Annotated in this window: 13 protein-coding genes and 1 pseudogene; 11 read left to right on the top strand and 3 right to left on the bottom strand. The window is 44.9% G+C overall.

Annotation, left to right across the window (positions count from 1 at the left end; translation table 11 throughout):
- Positions 1–45 precede the first annotated feature (45 nt).
- From ACQW03_RS04615 to ACQW03_RS04600, 4 genes and pseudogenes are all read left to right on the top strand, one after another.
- Positions 46–1,860 (top strand): DUF6382 domain-containing protein, encoded by a 1,815-nt coding sequence (locus ACQW03_RS04615; RefSeq protein ID WP_441948475.1) that lies wholly within the window; start codon positions 46–48, stop codon positions 1,858–1,860.
- A 306-nt stretch (positions 1,861–2,166) separates the two neighbouring features.
- Positions 2,167–2,995, top strand: a pseudogene (locus ACQW03_RS04610) (WXG100 family type VII secretion target); the annotation flags it as partial.
- A 338-nt stretch (positions 2,996–3,333) separates the two neighbouring features.
- Positions 3,334–3,576 carry a DUF1871 family protein gene (locus ACQW03_RS04605; protein WP_069080969.1) on the top strand — a complete coding sequence of 81 codons (243 nt, stop codon included), beginning with the start codon at positions 3,334–3,336 and terminating at the stop codon, positions 3,574–3,576.
- A gap of 197 nt (positions 3,577–3,773) precedes the next feature.
- Entirely contained in the window at positions 3,774–4,295 is a 522-nt protein-coding gene (locus ACQW03_RS04600; RefSeq protein WP_441948473.1) for a hypothetical protein, read from the top strand.
- A gap of 112 nt (positions 4,296–4,407) precedes the next feature.
- On the opposite strand, the gene ACQW03_RS04595 is transcribed toward ACQW03_RS04600, so the two are convergent.
- The gene (locus ACQW03_RS04595) at positions 4,408–5,322 is read right to left on the bottom strand and encodes a TIGR01777 family oxidoreductase (protein ID WP_441948471.1); all 915 of its coding nucleotides are present in this window, start codon (positions 5,320–5,322) and stop codon (positions 4,408–4,410) included.
- 419 nt (positions 5,323–5,741) lie between these two features.
- On the opposite strand from ACQW03_RS04595, the gene ACQW03_RS04590 reads away from it, so the two are divergent.
- From ACQW03_RS04590 to ppnP, 4 genes are all read left to right on the top strand, one after another.
- Positions 5,742–6,869, top strand: a complete 1,128-nt coding sequence (locus ACQW03_RS04590) for a deoxyribonuclease IV (protein ID WP_235307806.1) — start codon at positions 5,742–5,744, stop codon at positions 6,867–6,869.
- 22 nt (positions 6,870–6,891) lie between these two features.
- A complete protein-coding gene (purU, locus tag ACQW03_RS04585) occupies positions 6,892–7,791 on the top strand; it encodes a formyltetrahydrofolate deformylase (protein ID WP_023987631.1) in 900 nt (299 codons plus the stop codon).
- A 414-nt stretch (positions 7,792–8,205) separates the two neighbouring features.
- The gene (gene tkt, locus ACQW03_RS04580) at positions 8,206–10,251 is read left to right on the top strand and encodes a transketolase (protein WP_441948468.1); all 2,046 of its coding nucleotides are present in this window, start codon (positions 8,206–8,208) and stop codon (positions 10,249–10,251) included.
- A 214-nt stretch (positions 10,252–10,465) separates the two neighbouring features.
- The gene (ppnP, locus tag ACQW03_RS04575) at positions 10,466–10,780 is read left to right on the top strand and encodes a pyrimidine/purine nucleoside phosphorylase (protein ID WP_025722684.1); all 315 of its coding nucleotides are present in this window, start codon (positions 10,466–10,468) and stop codon (positions 10,778–10,780) included.
- Positions 10,781–10,888: 108 nt separating this feature from the next.
- Here ppnP and ACQW03_RS04570 read toward each other — a convergent pair whose 3' ends face one another.
- Positions 10,889–11,788 carry an NAD(P)-dependent oxidoreductase gene (locus tag ACQW03_RS04570; protein ID WP_071639971.1) on the bottom strand — a complete coding sequence of 300 codons (900 nt, stop codon included), beginning with the start codon at positions 11,786–11,788 and terminating at the stop codon, positions 10,889–10,891.
- 250 nt (positions 11,789–12,038) lie between these two features.
- Between ACQW03_RS04570 and ACQW03_RS04565 the strand changes: the two genes are divergently transcribed.
- The 3 genes from ACQW03_RS04565 (at position 12,039) to ACQW03_RS04555 (ending at position 14,755) form a co-directional block, all read left to right on the top strand.
- Positions 12,039–13,394, top strand: a complete 1,356-nt coding sequence (locus ACQW03_RS04565) for a glucose-6-phosphate isomerase (RefSeq protein WP_013369975.1) — start codon at positions 12,039–12,041, stop codon at positions 13,392–13,394.
- Between the two features lie 141 nt (positions 13,395–13,535).
- Complete coding sequence (locus ACQW03_RS04560) at positions 13,536–14,168, top strand: YigZ family protein (RefSeq protein ID WP_023987635.1); 633 nt, start codon at positions 13,536–13,538, stop codon at positions 14,166–14,168.
- A 5-nt stretch (positions 14,169–14,173) separates the two neighbouring features.
- Complete coding sequence (locus ACQW03_RS04555) at positions 14,174–14,755, top strand: TetR/AcrR family transcriptional regulator (RefSeq protein WP_023987636.1); 582 nt, start codon at positions 14,174–14,176, stop codon at positions 14,753–14,755.
- A gap of 173 nt (positions 14,756–14,928) precedes the next feature.
- Here the strand turns inward: ACQW03_RS04555 and ACQW03_RS04550 are convergent, their stop codons facing one another.
- On the bottom strand, positions 14,929–15,330 hold the full coding sequence (locus tag ACQW03_RS04550; RefSeq protein ID WP_023987637.1) for a secondary thiamine-phosphate synthase enzyme YjbQ: 402 nt from the start codon (positions 15,328–15,330) through the stop codon (positions 14,929–14,931).
- Positions 15,331–15,517: the final 187 nt, after the last annotated feature.

Genomic DNA, 15,517 nt, shown 5'->3' with positions numbered 1-15,517 from the left:
TCATGCTACCTCACGGAGATAGGAAATTGTTAAGGAGGTCATGAATTGTTTGGTTTAAGCAGGGATTTTGCCCGGAACGGCGGGACATTTATGATTCTAAACAAGGAAGACGGGCTCAAGACCGATGATTTAAATTCCGTTCAGACCGGCATGATGACTGGTAATCGGATTCCCGGTCTGCTGGAACTTAGAATAAAGGAAGTCGATTTTCAGATAGAGTTACATTACGACATTTCGGGGCAACGCATGCTTTCCCAGCTATGGAAAGGTGGGAGCGTGTCGACTTCTGATTTCTACCGGATTCTTTTTGAAGTGGCAGATGCCCTCCATCGCAGCCCGCAATATATGTTAGATATCCGCCAGTTTATTTTGCACGAGGATTATATTTTTCTAAGTGGTTCAGGTACAAGGGAAACCGCCAGTTTAACCTATGTTCCTTTACGCAGTGTACAGTATACAGGGCAGCAAACAGGCAGTCAATTTAAGCAGATGGTTATTCGTTTAATGACTCGTGTAGCCCACTTTCAGGGAGAATATATACAACGCATTCTCGATCTGTGTGATAGAAATGAATTTGAATTGGGATTGCTAAAGGAACTGCTATTGCAAGGAATGAAGACTGGTACAGAGAGTGCTAGCGTGAAGGGAGAAAGTATGGAAGGGCGAGCCTTTTCATCAGCCGACCCTATCATATCTGCTCATACATCTCATACCTCACAGGGGAATTATACTGATCGTGGCGGAACATACGGGCAAGAGCATAGGGAGACTCTGCAGGAGATTCAGGAGCTTAAACGGATCAATCGGCTCAAACCGTCCGTGAAACCAGAGGAGAATTCTGAGCTTGTAACAGAAAACGAAGTAGAAGATGTGGAGCCTGGATTGCAAAAATATAAAACCTACATTACTCTCGGATGTCTGCTCGCTTCGACCATCGTGTGGCGTTATATTTATCTGGATCATCCAGAGACGGTACCGTTGATCATTTCCGTTGTGCTGACCTTGGTACTTGCCGCTGTTGCTTATATAAGCTGGACGGGGAAATGGGAGCGCAATCGAGCTTCAGCTCATATGTACAGCGATTCAGTACCTGTATTGGATTCGGAATGGTTAGGAACTACTTCTTCCCCAGCACAACGCAAAAATGATCGTTATCAAGTAGATAAGCTGACCGGGTTTGTAGCGGGACGTCATCATCAAGACAAGCAATCTTCCGATTCGAGTGATCAAGGGCAGGAGAGCTGGAGATGGACTTTTCCAAACTCAGAATCGAAAAGCGTGGGAAACCGAGTTACGGAAGATAGGGAGAACACTTCAGCAAACTATGACCTACACGAGCCATCGTGGAAAGGTGCGGAACGAGGAAATGAATTGGAAGCCAGCGATACCAGTGAGGCTTATTATAAGTCTCTCTCTGGGGTAACGGAGCTGCTAAATGCTGTATCTAAGCAGGAAACGATGCTGCTTCGTCCAGATCAAGAGATACAGATTTCACCTGTTCAGCAATCACCGATTGCTTGCCTGGATCGCAAGCCACCAGGTAGTGGAGGGACCGAGCGCATCCGGTTGCAGCCAGACCAATTCGTTGTAGGCAGCTTTATCATCGGGAGAGATCCGCAATTGGTCCAGTTTGTGGAGCATACGGATGGAGCTTCCCGTTCTCATATTGAGCTTTGCATAGTTACAGGAGAACATAGCCACATTGTTAAGGATTTATCCTCGACGAACGGAACTGTTCTGAATGGAGAGCCTATGGTGCCTTATAAGGAGTACACAATGAAGGATGGAGACACTTTTAAAATCGCCGGAGTCTCTTATACTTATCGGTTGGACTCTTTTAAATCCTCCAATGCATCATAAATGAAGGTTAGACGGAATTGTCCGTCTAGCCTTTTTGAATTGTATGAAAAAGCTTGCTAACTGCATTGTCGAGCTAGAAAGGATTTATGGTTGAGGAACATAATGTGAAGGCGATGATTACTACTACTACGCTGATAAAATGTATCTTATAACAAGGGTTATAATACTTTAGGCATAGCAAATCTGATTATCTCAGTCCAATTGTCGCAGAATATAAAAAGGGAATTTCAGGATAATAGATGGATGTCCCTAAACATCTCCTTCTGATAAGATTATTTCCATCAAAATTAAAGTGGGCGTGGTAGAATGGGGAGAATATTAGTTCCACCTGACAAGCTAATGGAAGTGGCTGACCAGTTCTTGCATGGTAAACACGAAATGGAACGGATGTTGAATTTACTGAATGGAAGAATTGATTTTGTCCAACAAGGCTGAGCTGGTGCTACCCGAGAGAGGTTTTTCCAAGATTTTCAGGTCTCTAGACAATCCATGGGTGTGACGCTTGAACGGCTTTCTACGGTTGCCCAAGAACTCATCTTTATTTCAAAAAACTTCACACAGGTAGATGGAGAAAAAGTAGTACTTGATGTGCCCGGGAATGGTGTGCCTGTTAAAACGGCATCAAGCGGTGAAGGTTGGTTACATAAAATTTTTGAACAGATCGGAAAAGCGGAGATCACCAAGGCTGAAGCTCAGATGGAAGCTAGCAAGCTTCAAGGAGAAATTCTCTGGGATACTGCTCAGGGAGCGAAAGGAGCTATTCAGGAAGATTTAACCTTGGGGTTGCTGCCTGACAAAGACCGTGACCATGATCATCCAATGGCAGCTAAAGTAGGTGAAATTCTTGGTCACGTAGCTACGACATTGCAGGGGGCTGGTGAGGTCATCGTTGGAACAGGTGGAGAAGGATTATCAGTAGCTGTTTCATCCACAGGAGTTGGTAGTATTATCGGAATACCTGGATTGATTGGCTCAGCAGCTTTAGCGGCACATGGAGGTACAACCGCAGTTAAAGGAGCAAGCGGAATAGGGAAAAGCTCAGCGGAATTGTGGCAAATGGCGAAAGGGGAAGGTGGAGGCTCATCTAAATCTACTCCATCTTCGGGAGCTAAGGCAGAAAGTACGACTCCTCATCAGGGAAAAGGTGAAACTGCACAGGTTGGTGATACTTTTGGAAAGTCAGGGACGCTGGTTGAGAATCCGGGAACACAAATAAATTGGTCTAATTCTTCAAATCATGCTTTAGAAAGAATGCAAGAGCGCGGCGTAACAAAAGAAATGGCAGATTCTTGGGTGGAAAATGGGAAGTCCCTTTCCCAGAATAATGGCAGTAAACATTTGTTCTTTTCAAAAGAAGGTGCTGCCGTAGTTGCTAACGATGGGACACTTGTTACAGTTATTCCTAAGAGTAAGTATGATGATGCATATAAAGCACTATCTAAATCGTTATTTGGAGAGTAGGAGTGTATAAAAATGAACAATGATATCGTACAAATGATTAATGAATGGAATCCAATCGAGATACATCCTCTATTAGAAGATGAATATTATTCAGAAATAAGTAAAATCTATGAAAAAAGTAAGATAACAAATTCTGTGGAAGAATTAGCGGAGCAGATTCATTTTGTATTTGCTCATTCTTTTAAAAAGGAATTCGATAAAAGTATTGAAGAATGTCGATTAATCGCTGAAAAAATAATTAATGTTACAAAATAATTAATCCACGAAGCTTGCTTCTTTAACTATAAAAATGGGAGCGATCTTTTTCATCAGCCAACCCTAGCCTTTCTGCTCGATCCTCTCATACCTCACAAGGGAACTATACAGAACGTGGCGGAACGTACGGGCGAGATCACCGGGAGACTCTGCAGGGGATTCAGGAACTTAAACGCATCAATCGGCTCAAACCGTCCGTGAAACCAGAGGAGAATGCAGAGGTAAAAGCCGAATTCGAGATGGAAGATGTGGATTCTGGATTGCAAAAATATAAAATGTACATTGCTCTCGGATGTCTGCTCACTTCGGCCATTGTGTGGCGTTATATTTATCTGGATCATCCAGAAACGGTACCGTTGATCATCTCCGTGGTGCTGACCTTAGTACTTGCAGCTGTTGCTTATATAAGCTGGACGGGGAAATGGAAGCGCAATCGAACTTCGTCTCATATGTACAGCGATTCAGCACCTGTATTGGATTCGGAATGGTTAGGTCCTACTTCTCCCCCAGCACAGCGTAAAAATGATCGTTATCAGGTAGATAAGCTGACCGGGTTCGTAGCAGGACGTCATTATCAAGACAAGCAATCTTCTGATTTGAGTGATCAAGGGCAAGAGAACTGGAGATGGACTTTTCCAAACTCAGAATCTAAAAGCGTGGGAAACCGAGTTACCGAAGATAGAGAGAAAACTTCAGAAGTGGAATATTCAAAAGAATAAAAGAGGCAACTTAAAAACTTACAGTCTGCTCGATAGATTGTGTCTGACTAAAAAAATGAAACCTAAGCCGGTAGTGACACTACCTACCAGCCTGGAGTTCCTCTTTTTAAATTCAATGCTGTTTTTGGGAAGAATGGAGTTCCTCTAGAGCGTCCTTAAGTGAAGGATAGTTAAACTTAAATCCGTGCTCCAGCGCTTTGCGCGGTAGTACCTTTTGACCATCCAATACAAGCGTGCTCATCTCACCAACTAGCTTTGAAACGAGAATGCTGGGGACGGGAAACCAGTGCGGACGGTGATATACCGTAGCTACTGTCCTCCCAAACTGGTCGTTCGTCAAGGGATGTGGTGATGATGCGTTCACTGCCCCGACGATTTCCTTCGTATGGATGCAGTACGTGATCAGACGAACAATATCCTCAATATGAATCCAGCTCATCCATTGATGGCCGCTGCCTATTTTGCCGCCGAATCCGAAGCTATAAGGTATCTTCATGAGTGGGAATGCCCCTTTTTTTCTGTCCAGCACAAGGCTAATGCGTAACTTAATTAAACGGGCATCAGAAGGGTAGGCATTAGCGGCTTCCTCCCATTGCTCAACCACCTGAGACAAAAAATCTTCCGAACGACGCGGGCTCGTTTCATCGAATGTTTCGGTCAGGGATGTACCATAGGCGGCAACAGCCGAAGCCTGAATGATAACTTTCGGTTTTTTCTGTAGAGCATTCAATGCTTCAGCCAACCGGGCAACAGATAGGAGTCGTGATTGAAGAATTCTTTGTTTGGACTTATCCGTCCAGCGCTGATTCAGCGTTTCGCCTGCTAAATTAACGACCGCATCTGTGCCTTCCAGTACTTCAGGCTTTTGTTTTAATTCGTTCCAACTCATATATTGCAAGCGGGGGCTCGCTTCGTGTCCTACCAGTGGCTTGCGGGTAACGACTTTCACGGTGTATCCGTCGTCTAGCAGGCTTTTGACCAGTGCACTCCCCACCAATCCAGTTCCTCCACATACGATGATGTTCATGGAGCCAGCTCTCCTTCCAATTCACAAAAAAATACATCTGTTATAGAATATAACCCTTTTTGAGAAAAAAACTTCATATGAGAATCAATTTCATAATACCTTTAGCTGCTTCAATCAAAACTAGAAATAGATCAAAATGATTCGATTTGTCTATATCTAGTTACAACCACCAAGCTTTAATGAGTTATGAAATTGATTCATGAATGTACCTTTATACGGTTAAGGATGTCAATCCATGATTTTATTTACCCTCGTTTGACTAACATATATTCTGATGTGTACTTTATCTACGTGTTCCCTTAATAGAGTCATTTAAGAAAGCTGCCATAAAAGCTATGTTGTTTGATTTCAATAATCACGTTAAAATGATTAAATTAAAATAAGACAAGCATAACAGGATAAGGGGATGAATCAGGATCATGCTGAAAATTGGTTCTCATGTGTCCTTCTCGGACAAGGGTCTGCTCAGCGCTACAAAAGAAGCGTCTTCTTACGGGTCCAGCTCCTTTATGATATACACGGGAGCACCGCAAAACACGCGTCGTAAGCCGATGGAGTCCATGTACTTGGAGGAAGGCAAGCAGTTAATGGCTGAGAAGGGAATGGAAGATATCGTGGTGCATGCCCCGTATATCATCAACCTTGGCTCTTACAAAGAAAATACCTATGAGCTTGCGGTCAGCTTTCTTCAAGAGGAAATTCGACGCACACACGCGATTGGTGTGAAAAATATCGTGCTGCATCCAGGCGCTTTTACCGATAAGGATGCAGAATACGGAATCGGGCGTATTGCTGATGGTTTGAACGAGGTACTAAACGGCGTGAAGGAGACAGATGTTAACATTGCGCTTGAAACGATGGCAGGCAAAGGAACGGAAATGGGTCGTAGCTTTGAGGAGATTGCCTCCATTATTGATAAAGTAGAGCATAACGAGCGTCTTACGGTTTGTATGGACACCTGTCACATTCACGATGCAGGTTATGATATCGTAAATGATCTGGACGGTGTATTGGAGCAATTCGACCGTATTGTCGGCTTGAATCGCATCGCAGTTGTTCACATCAATGATAGTAAAAATCCAGTTGGCGCTCATAAAGACAGACATACTCCGATCGGATCAGGCTGGATTGGCTATCAGACCATTCATAATGTGGTGCATCATGAAGCACTTCAAGGACGTCCGTTTATTTTGGAGACGCCATGGATTGGTAAGGAAGCCAAAACTCAGCGTCCGATGTATGAGGTTGAAATTGCCCTGCTTCGCGGAAATGTAAAGGAGCGCTTTGGGGATGAGTTTTTGGGTCAGGTAGAGCAATTGCATTCGTTTTTCAAAAAACAGGATGTGGATGTCCGTAAATTTGTGCTGGACACATGGACTTTACTGAAAAATGATGCCAAAGCAAGAAAAGCCGATCCACGTGAGCCGTTGGAGCGTCTGTATGACATGATAACGGAAGCAGCACTATTTCCAGATTTGAGTGAAGAACACATTAATCAACGGTTGATTGCCTGGTTTGCCGGCAGTCATTTGCCAGTGACGGTATAAGCTAAGGGGGATTAATAGCCACATGGAAATTCACGTAAAACATCAGCCAAATAGCACTCTGTCTGCCCATGAAAACCGCGCGCGTATGCTTGTATCTTGTCCAGACGGACCAGGTATTGTAGCGGCCGTGTCCCGTTTTTTGTACGAGCATGGGGCCAATATCGTTCAATCTGATCAATATACAATGGACCCGTCCGGCGGTATGTTTTTTATGCGGATTGAATTTGATCTGCCGAATTTGAGTGCAACCCAGCCACAGTTGGAGCAGGATTTTGCCGCTGTTGCTGAGCAATTCCGTATGGAGTGGACGATTTCTGCGGTTAGCCGCAAGAAAAAACTGGCTATTTTCGTTTCTAAAGAAGATCACTGTTTGGTAGAACTGCTGTGGCAATGGCAGGCAGGAGATCTGGACGCGGATATTTCATTGGTGGTTAGTAATCATCCGGATATGAAGGAGTATGTGGAATCATTTGGCATCCCGTATCACCATATTCCGGTAACAGCCGATACCAAACCGGAGGCGGAGCGCCGTCAACTAGAGGTCATTGGCGAAGACATTGACGTTATCATTTTAGCCCGCTATATGCAGATTATTTCACCCAAGTTTATTGAGCATTATCGCAACCGGATTATCAATATCCATCATTCCTTTCTGCCGGCATTCGTGGGTGGGAAGCCATATGCCCAAGCCTATAATCGCGGTGTGAAAATTATTGGTGCTACTGCGCATTATGTAACTGAAGAATTGGACGGCGGCCCGATCATTGAGCAGGACGTGCAGCGTGTAAGCCACGGAGATGATGTAAATGAGCTAAAGCGGATCGGTCGCACCATAGAGCGGGTCGTTTTGGCAAGAGCCGTGAAGTGGCATGCAGAGGATCGTATTCTGGTTCATGAGAACAAAACGGTCGTTTTTAACTAATCTTAAAATTTCAGAAAAAATTTGTGAGTATATTTTTTGTTAAACAAAGCCCGTCGCATAACGGGCTTTGTTTTTTTATGTAAGTATTTTTGCAAAATCCTCATGTGAGTTTATTTGCCTTATAAACGGTCAGTACATAATATTTTTTGTGATTTTATAATTTTTTAAATGAGGTTAATACATTACGGGTATATTTATATGAGGACTCGGTACTACATTTCCACAATCATCTTTATAAACGATCTGGCAAACTTTCACGGCAGATGGTACAATACTTAAGAATGTATAAGTCATATTGAAACATTCAAGCAGATTCACTCACTTCAATAGACATCGTTTCTATATCGGACGGTGGTGTTGGAGAGTATGACCGAATGCAATTGACATACTTTATACAATATGAGGAGGCAAACCATGACTGACCAGAACCAAGCGATTCAAAAGGATGAAAACTCCACGATCGACAATTTGTCCATCACAACTATTCGTACGTTGGCAATTGACGCCATCGAGAAAGCAAACTCGGGACATCCTGGGATGCCGATGGGCTCCGCGCCAATGGGATACCAACTTTTTGCTAAAACGATGAATCATAATCCCGATCAACCTACATGGGTTAACCGTGACCGTTTTGTATTGTCCGCAGGACATGGTTCCATGTTGCTATACAGCCTTCTGCACCTGAGCGGCTACGATCTTCCTATGGAAGAACTGAAACAATTCCGTCAATGGGGCAGCCTTACACCGGGTCACCCTGAGTTTGGCCACACTGCTGGTGTAGATGCTACAACTGGCCCTCTGGGACAAGGTCTCGCAATGTCCGTAGGTATGGCAATGGCTGAAGCTCAACTGGGCGCAACATATAATAAAGACGAATTTAAAGTTGTAGATCACTTCACGTATGCAATCTGCGGCGATGGCGATCTGATGGAAGGTATTTCCCACGAGGCTGCTTCGCTGGCTGGTCGCTTACAACTGGGTAAGCTGATTGTATTGTTTGATTCCAATGATATTACACTGGACGGCAAGCTTAATTTGTCCTCTTCCGAGAGTGTTGCCAAACGCTTTGAAGCTTACAACTGGCAAGTACTGCGCGTAGAAGATGGTAACGACCTTCCAGCCATCCAAAAAGCCATTGAAGAAGCGCAAGGCGACTCGACACGCCCTACGCTGATTGAAGTGAAAACAGTCATCGGCTACGGAAGCCCGAACAAACAAGGTAAAGGCGGACACGGTGGTACTCATGGTTCCCCGCTGGGATCAGAAGAAGCCAAGTTGACTAAAGATTTCTACAAATGGGTATACGAAGAGGACTTCCACGTACCACAAGAAGTTCGCGAGCATTTTGCTAAAGTAAAAGAGCGCGGTATTGCGGCGAACAAAGCATGGAATGAACAGTTCGCGAAATACAAAGCTGCCCACCCTGATTTGGCAGCGCAGTTCGAAACAGCTGTAAACGGCGATCTTCCAGAAGGCTGGGATCGTGATCTTCCGAAATACACGACTGGAGACAAAGCCGTTTCGACTCGTGTAGCTTCTGGTAATGCTCTAAACGGATTGGCTCCAAACGTACCTTTCCTGACAGGCGGATCTGCCGATCTGGAGAGCTCCACGATGACACATTTGAACAACCTGACGAACTTTACGCCAGAAGACTACGCCGGCCGTAACATCTATTTCGGTATCCGCGAATTTGGTATGGCTGCTGCGATGAACGGCATGGCGTTGCACCAAGGTGTAAAAGTATTCGGCGGTACATTCTTCGTATTTACAGACTATCTGCGTCCAGCCGTTCGTCTGGCAGCTCTGATGGGATTGCCTGTAACCTACGTTTTGACTCACGACAGTATCGCTGTGGGTGAAGATGGTCCGACTCATGAGCCGATCGAACAATTGGCTTCCCTGCGTATTATCCCGAACCTGACAGTAATTCGTCCGGCGGACGGTAATGAAACTTCTGCTGCTTGGGCTTATACGCTGGAAAACAAGAAAAACCCGGTTGCTCTGGTATTGACTCGTCAAAACCTGCCAATCCTGGCTGCTAGTGCTGAGCATGCACGCGAAGGTATCAAACGCGGTGCTTATGTGGTTGCAGATGCAACAGACGGCAAACCGGTTGCTCAAATTCTGGCTACAGGCTCCGAAGTACAATTGGCTGTTAAAGCTCAGGAAGCACTGGCAGAACAAGGTATCCAAGTACGTGTTATCAGCTTCCCAAGCTGGGATCTGTTCGAAAAACAAGACAAAGCATACAAAGATTCCGTTCTGCTGCCACAAGTGAAAGCTCGTTTGGCTGTAGAAATGGCGTATCCACTGGGCTGGGAAAAATATGTTGGCGACCAAGGCGACATTCTCGGTATCAGCACATTCGGCGCATCCGCACCTGGCGACCGCGTGATTAAGGAATACGGCTTTACGGTAGAGAATGTTGTTAGTCGTGTGAAAGCTTTGTTGAAATAAAACACCTAGCATCTAAAACAGACAGTCGTAACCTGAGAAAGGCTTACGGCTGTTTGTTTCATACAGTTGATGTTTTGTAAAAAAATCACTATTGAATTCCAGTGTATAGCATACGGTGATACAGTGTGTATTTTCATACTGAAGCTGGAATCAAATCTATGTTATGATGCACAAATATTCATTCAACCATTGAGAGCAGATGAGGGGATAACGAATGACACAGTTCGATGGAGTAAGCGTAGTTAAAAAAGCAAATGTTTATTACGATGGTCAGGTTACAAGCCGTACAGTCATCCTGGGTGACGGCAGTAAGGTTACACTGGGTATTATGCTGCCAGGAACGTATGAGTTCGGCACGGATTCCCGTGAGATCATGGAGATTTTGGCAGGGGATTTGAGAGTGTTGCTTCCAGGTACTGAGGAATGGCTGGAAATACAAGGGACATCAACCTTTCACGTACCTGCAAAGTCTTCATTCAAGCTGGAAGTACGAAGTGTAACTGATTATTGCTGTTCTTATCCCGAATAATAAGCTAAAACGGGTAAGCACACTCAGCTTTCAAGCCAAGTGTGCTTACCCTAAAGCTATGCCATATGTACACAAGCACAGCCGTATGGTTACAAAGAAAGGTACAGCTTATTCGAGAGGTTGACCACCAATGGTGCGGCCAATCCATGCTTCGTAAGTCTTCACGACAGCGGATAGATCCTCGTCGCCGTAGCCTTGCGTTTGCCCGGCTTGAAACAGGCTTTTGGCAATGGATAACATAGGTGCAGGGATGGACAGGCTGTCTGTTAGTGAGGAAGCAAGCTTCAAGTCCTTAAGCATCAAGGCAAGTGAGAACTGGTTGCTAAAATCATGTTCAATGATTTTGCGCCCTTTCAGGTCAGCGGCCTTGCTGCCTGCCGATCCGAGTTGCACCAATTCAAGGAAGCTGTCTGCCGGGATGCCGGATTTAGCCGCGATAGCAAAGCCTTCAGCCAGAGCGAGGTTATGAATACCAACCATCGTATTATGAGCGAGCTTGGCTACGGCTCCGCTGCCATTAGGTCCCATATGAAGTACCTTTTTGCCCAACGTATCAAAAACATCTGATTGTGCCGCAATGGCTTCTGCATTACCGCCAACCATGAACACGAGTGTGCCGTCTACAGCGGCAGGCTTACTGCCTGTTACGGGAGCATCAATGAAGGAGCAGCCCAGCTTGTCCGCTTCGGCGGCTAGTTGTTTGACCAGATCAGGTGAAATCGTGCTGTTGTCCATCACAGTCATGCCAGCCGTAAGACCGGCAAACACGCCGTCTTCGCCGTAATAGATGTCACGAATGGAATGATCATCGCTGACCATGGTAATGACCAAGTGCTGACCTTCAGCTGCTTCACGAGGAGTTGAAGCTGTACGTGCGCCTTGCTCTGCCAGTGGTTCACAGCGAGAAGCGGTACGATTATAAACTGTGACTCCGAATCCCTGCTTTAGCAGATTGGATGCCATCGGGGCGCCCATGGTGCCCAGTCCGATAAATCCGATGTTTTTCATTGCTAATCACCTTTCTTGTTGGAAGTTGCCGTCCGATGCAGATGCGAGTTCGGCTTGAATTGAATATTGAAACAGGTTGATCTCAGTTAATTGTAGCATGGGCATGCTACCCTATCTACAAGAAGGGCTGTCAAGCACAGGATACACAGGTAACGCAAGCTTGTCAGGCCCAGCAAATTAAAGTATCCTATTCCTAAGTCCTTATGTTCGTATTCATGGTCTTAGTAATACCAAACAGGAGGTTCCAAACATGTCTAAAAAAGTTATTTTTGATTACACTAAAGCACTCTCCTTTGTAGGTCAGCACGAAATTGATTATTTTGCAGAGCCTATCAAGTTGGCTCATGAGCAACTGCACAACCAAACCGGTGTAGGTTCCGATTTCTTGGGTTGGATTGACCTGCCTACTAATTATGATAAAGAAGAGTTTGCGCGCATCCAAAAGGCTGCTGCTAAAATTCAAAGCGATTCCGAAGTACTGATCGTAATCGGTATCGGCGGTTCTTACCTTGGAGCACGTGCTGCGATCGAAATGCTGTCGCATTCTTTCTACAATGCGCTGCCTAAAGATCAACGCAAGGGTCCAGCTATCTATTTTGCAGGCAACAACATCAGCTCTACATATGTAAATCATCTGTTGGAACTGATTGAAGGAAAAGACTTCTCAGTGAACGTCATTTCTAAATCAGGTACGACAACAGAGCCAGCTATCGCATTCCGCGTATTCCGTGCAGCTCTGGAGAAAAAATACGGTAAAGAAGAAGCACGCAAGCGTATTTATGCAACGACGGATAAAGAACGTGGCGCTTTGAAAAAACTGGCTAACGAGGAAGGATACGAATCCTTCATTATTCCTGATGATGTGGGTGGTCGTTACTCCGTGCTGACAGCAGTAGGCTTGTTGCCGATTGCTACTGCAGGCATTAACATCGAGGAAATGATGCAGGGGGCGGCAGACGCTTCCAAAGAGTACAGCAACCCGAATGTAGCTGAGAACGAGGCTTATCAATATGCAGCTGTTCGTAACGCTTTGTACCGCAAAGGTAAAGCAATTGAAATTCTCGTAAACTATGAGCCGTCTCTTCATTTTGTATCCGAGTGGTGGAAACAGTTGTACGGAGAAAGCGAAGGCAAGGATTACAAAGGCATTTATCCTGCTTCTGTTGATTTCTCGACAGACCTGCACTCCATGGGACAATTCATTCAGGAAGGCAGCCGCAACATTTTCGAAACGGTAATTCAAGTAGAAAATGTACCTAGTCACATCACCATCGAAGCAGATGAGGATGATCTGGACGGACTGAATTTCCTGGCAGGCAAAACTGTGGATTTTGTAAACAAAAAGGCATTCCAAGGTACATTGCTGGCTCACACAGACGGACAAGTACCGAACCTGATTGTAAATATTCCTGACTTGAGCCCTTACTCTTTCGGCTATCTTGCTTATTTCTTCGAAAAAGCTTGCGGTATCAGCGGCTACCTGTTGGGCGTAAATCCGTTCGATCAACCGGGCGTAGAAGCTTACAAGAAGAACATGTTTGCGCTGCTCGGCAAACCAGGCTTCGAAAAAGAAAAAGCTGAGCTTGAAGCGAGATTGTCTGAATAAGAGTGCTGTAATCTCTGATGCGAAACAGGATTTCGGTCAGAAGTGTTATAGTGTATAGTAAAGTACAGGAAAGCAGTTCACCAGCTGCCAGAAGCGGGGGACTGCTTTCTTGTAAAATGAAGTAAGGAAGGTTATACGTGTATGTTGGAACAATACCGAACCGTACGCGGTGCCGGCAACAAGGAAATTGTGATCCGAAAATCCCGTTTTATCGGCCATATTCAGCCTGTTCAAACTGAGGAAGAAGCAACTGCTTTCATAGAACGCATCAAAAAAGAGCATTGGAACGCTACCCATAATTGTTCTGCTTACATGATTGGGGAAAGAGACGAAATCCAAAAGCAATCGGATGACGGAGAACCGAGTGGTACGGCTGGAAAGCCTATTTTGGAGGTGATCCGCAACCAGAAGCTGAAAAATGTCGCTATTGTTGTTACCCGTTACTTTGGTGGGATTTTGCTGGGAGCAGGCGGTCTGATTCGCGCATATTCAGATGGTGCTGTTGCAGCAATCGAGGCAGGGGATGCAATTACGCGTGTGCTGCATCGCGAAGTTTTTGTAGAATTGGATTATACCTGGTTGGGCAAAGTGGAAAATGAATTACGCAATCGCAGCATCCGCACTGGAGAAACAATGTTTACGGATAAAGTTACCTTAACCTGTCTGCCGCTGGCTGGTGATGCGGAATCCTTCAGCAACTGGATAACAGACTTGACGCAGGGGCAATCGCTTGTGTCGGAGGGAGAGCAGCTTTACTTTATTGAAGGGGAATAAATAATATGGCTAGAAGAGCAGTAGAACAGGAGTTGTCAAGAGGGCGGATTCTGGAAGCGGCCAGGCACTTGTTTATTACCAAGGGCTACCGTGCGATTTCAATGCGCAGCATTGGCCAGCATCTGGGTTACAGTCATGGTTCGTTATATTATCATTTTAAAGAGAAGGCTGAACTGTTCTATGCCATTGTGATTGAAGATTTTAATACATTGCGTGGGATTCTACTGCAAGCAGCAACAGGTACGTCTGATGATGGCTTGAGCAGACTGGAGTACTTGATGCTGGAATTTATCCGTTTTGGTTTGGAAAATCCATATCAGTACGAAATTATGTTCATGATGCACGATGAAGAACTATTTGCATACTGTCGCACAGAGCAAAACCGTTGTGTGGAACTATTTGCGTCTATGATCCGTCAAGAATTGAGTGGACAGGGGCATTCGGAGGAAGATTGCTCAAGGGTACCGAAAAGCCTGTTTTTATCCATGCATGGCTTTGTATCCTTTTATATTCAGGACGGTTTAACATTTGAAGAAATTAGGCCTGCTGCTTTAGCACATGTAAAGCTGCTGTGCAGACACCTATGAGCGTACCTGCATTCACACGCTTCAGCCATGAACATGTAGGGCGCTTTTCTGGGTGTATGCACTTCATGACGGTAACTTATTATTACGGTACTTTGCGAAAGCGACTAAGGATTTAACAGACGATGATGCATCCAGTAGGAAAACATCATGGTCTGTTTTTTTTACCCGGTCCGTCAACCCTCCATGATCTTTACATGGTATTGGCGTCTGCGTGGTCCGTCGAATTCACAAAAATAAAGCCCCTGCCATCGTCCGAGCAACAGCTTTCCATCATGGATGATGATCGTTTGTGAGGGGCCTGTCGTAATGGATTTTAGGTGGGAAGCTGTATTTCCCTCCATATGGCGATATTGGGGATGCTCCCACGGATAAACTTCATCTAGTCTTAACATCACATCATGTTTGACGTCTGGGTCTGCATTTTCATTAATGGCGATGCCGGCTGTCGTGTGTGGACAATAAACAAGTGCGGTTCCTTGTTGTACCCCGCTTTTTTCGATCAATGAAGCAACCTCTCGTGTAATATCTCGCATTTCATCTCGCCGTGTAGTGGATAATTCTAAAGTATGCAGCAATGACTCCATCTCCTTTCTTCTTAATACTTTACCCTTTTAATTCCTAAGATAAAATATAGAGTTGACGAAAATTACTTTCCTTTGATAAAGTATCACATAAGAAAAAAACATAGTATATACATTGGAATAATTAAAAGATTTCAAATGAGGTACGTGCTTTGCGGTAAGCAAGGCTGCTGTTGTGCCT

The organism is Paenibacillus sp. DRB1-1 (assembly GCF_052119485.1).
Classification (GTDB): Bacteria; Bacillota; Bacilli; order Paenibacillales; family Paenibacillaceae; genus Paenibacillus; species Paenibacillus polymyxa_B.
This window is presented reverse-complemented; position numbering and strand designations above follow the sequence as displayed.